Annotated in this window: 3 protein-coding genes; all 3 read right to left on the bottom strand. The window is 40.9% G+C overall.

Features of this window, described 5'->3' with window-relative positions; translation table 11 throughout:
* Positions 1-349: 349 nt before the first annotated feature.
* On the bottom strand, positions 350-745 hold the full coding sequence (locus AABI99_RS17970) for a DUF4019 domain-containing protein (RefSeq protein WP_248443452.1): 396 nt from the start codon (positions 743-745) through the stop codon (positions 350-352).
* A 105-nt stretch (positions 746-850) separates the two neighbouring features.
* Entirely contained in the window at positions 851-1,864 is a 1,014-nt protein-coding gene (locus tag AABI99_RS17975; RefSeq protein WP_338367487.1) for an MBL fold metallo-hydrolase, read from the bottom strand.
* A 9-nt stretch (positions 1,865-1,873) separates the two neighbouring features.
* Positions 1,874-2,637, bottom strand: a 764-nt coding sequence (locus tag AABI99_RS17980; protein ID WP_338367488.1) for a TonB-dependent receptor, incomplete at its 5' end; no start/stop codon positions are given.

Below are 2,637 nucleotides of genomic sequence, written 5' to 3' on the forward strand. Positions count from 1 at the left end.
AAGGGCCGGAAAACAATTTGTACTTAGCGTGGCGTAAAGGGGCGCTTGCTCACCCGCGGCTTAATTATGCCCGCGATGTGTTAATGGCTTTTTCTAATATTAATAAATACGCAAAATAGTTTTTTAACTTATACCAATCCGCATAATTAAGTGATCTATTTTGAGGATGAGTAAACGTGATGATAGCAAGGCAAAAAATTCGCTATTTAGTTGTTCTCGGCAATTGCTCCTGCATTGCTCTACCTTCTGCATCCATGCAGTCGTAAATGAGAATTTTTTAACGCAGATAGCGACACGTTTAGCCCCTGAAAATGATTATGTATTATTACGGATTGGTATTGAACGCTGGTTATTTAATAAAATAGCCAACCGCGCGCCATTGCCCACTGCTTTTACTTAATGTAAGGGTTTCCACCGCAAGCCTTGCTGAAAATTGCGTTTTAAATTGCACAATAAGGTATTTACCTTGCGGGGCACCAGGTAAAGATGAGTAAGCATTAGCACTTATTTGTTCTCGCGTAGCCACTTTACCTAGTGGCGCACGCACTGTGTTTAGGGCGCTTTTCCAGTTTGCTTTACTTAATTGCGATTTAAATAGCGCATCGGCTTGTTGCCAACTTTTTGTGTATTCACCCGCATCAATTAACTGTAACCAGTTTATTGCTACGGGCATATTTTTAGTGGTTTCGGCCCACACTGAGCAGCTTATAAACAAGCATAAAATTAAAATGAGGGGTTTCATCATTCTTCCTTTTAATCTGGCGTTAAAAGTAAATATAGATACTCCAAATTACAACACATTGGTTAAATGGTTAACCCCTAATATTAAAAACTTTTGCAAATAAGTGCCTTACTCTCCTTTAATTTTTAAAACCTGCGCGTAAGTGCAATCGCTTAACATAGAAAAACCATGCGAGGCTTGCTCTTGGCCTATTACAAATGGATGCGCCGCCTCGGGGGCTCTATTTTTAAGTTGCTTTATTCGCTCAAACGAACCATCGCGTTTAGGGTGATTTGATATAAACACATCTACACCGGCTTGCATTGCCAGATTGCCAAAACGTTTAGCGGCGACACTGTAAGCGCTAATTCGCTCAATATCAGGCCCATAGTTTAGCCCAGTCCCTCCCCACAGGCTTAGCATATGTTTTTTGCCATTATCGTATACTGGGAACAACAACGAAATAGTGCCAGGGGTGTGTCCAGGCGTTAAATGAACGCCAATGCTAGTATCGCCAAGCGTAATTGTATCTGCCTCTTTTGTGCTTATATCTCTTGTTGGCCGTTTGCCCCAACGTGGGCTTTCAAAATCAAGCTTTGGTTGTTCTAAGCGTCGCCACTCAACCTCACTCATTACAACACGCGGTTTGTATTTATTAACTAAGTACTCTTGCCCACCGTAATGATCACCATGCCCATGGCTAATAATTAAATACTTAATATCTTCGGGGTTTAAGCCTAGTGTGAGCAAACCTTTTTCAATGTAATTTTTAGCTTGTTCGTTGTTATTTAGCGCATCAATAACAATAAGCCCTTGTGATGTTTTAACTACCCAACTTGCCACTCCACCAGTACCTACATAATAAAGGTTGTCAAACACTTGTGTAGGTTCAATCGTTGATAAGCGCCGTTTACTACCCAACTTTTTACTGCGCTTTTTACCTTCATTATTAGTGCGAACACGCTTTGTTAAATCACGTAACGGGTTTTGTATATCGCATAGGCTTGTTAACCCCGGAAACTCATCAGCGTACTGCATGCCTTTTTCGACATAATCTTGCGCTGTTAATTGTGTATTTTGCGCAATAGCTGGGTGCGTAGCTAAAAAGCTGAGTATCACAGCAGAGAATATAAATTTTGGCATAAACACCCCTTATAGTTTTGTATCTATAGCTAGCCAGTAGCGTCGGCCATCTTCTACATAGCCGTATTCATCGTAGCTGGTTGCTTTATCAAATATATTGTAAATACCAAACATAACTTTAACGTTACCGTTTACTTGCCACGCACTGCCTATATCTGCTGTTGCAATAGAAGGCGCTGAGGTTAAACGGCTAGTTATAGAGGCTGCTTCGGTTTCTTTACCGCGGTAATTAGCACGTGCCCACGTATTAATATTATCGCTTACATCCCAGTTAATATTTAGCGTGGCTAAATGTTTAGGTATTTGCGTAAGTGGCTGGCCTTTATTGTCGCCACTGCGTTGCTCAGAAAACGTATAGCTGTAGCTAGTTGCAAGGGTAAAATCTGTACTTAATTGAGCCTCTATATTTAGCTCAGCACCATAAGTCACTGCTTTATCAATGTTTATGTTGTAGCGGTCAGTTTCATCACCACACACAGTGATTGGGCATAAAACGGTGTTAATTTTATCTTTAAAGCTGTTATGAAAAAGCGTCACATTAGTTTGAAGAGTATTGCTAGCAAAATAAAGCGCAGCTTCTTTGCTCACTGAAGTTTCAGGCTCTAATTGTGCATTACCAAATAAATCACCACCACGGCTCGTTTGCACCCAATTAGGGCTTAGTTCGCGTAAATCTGGTGCTCTGTAGCCTGTGGCTACGCCCGATTTAAATGTCCACTGTGAGTTAATATTCCACACACCGTAAAGTCTTGGGCTAAAATGCGAATCAAACT

Source organism: uncultured Pseudoalteromonas sp. (genome assembly GCF_963922945.1).
Taxonomy (GTDB): Bacteria; Pseudomonadota; Gammaproteobacteria; order Enterobacterales; family Alteromonadaceae; genus Pseudoalteromonas.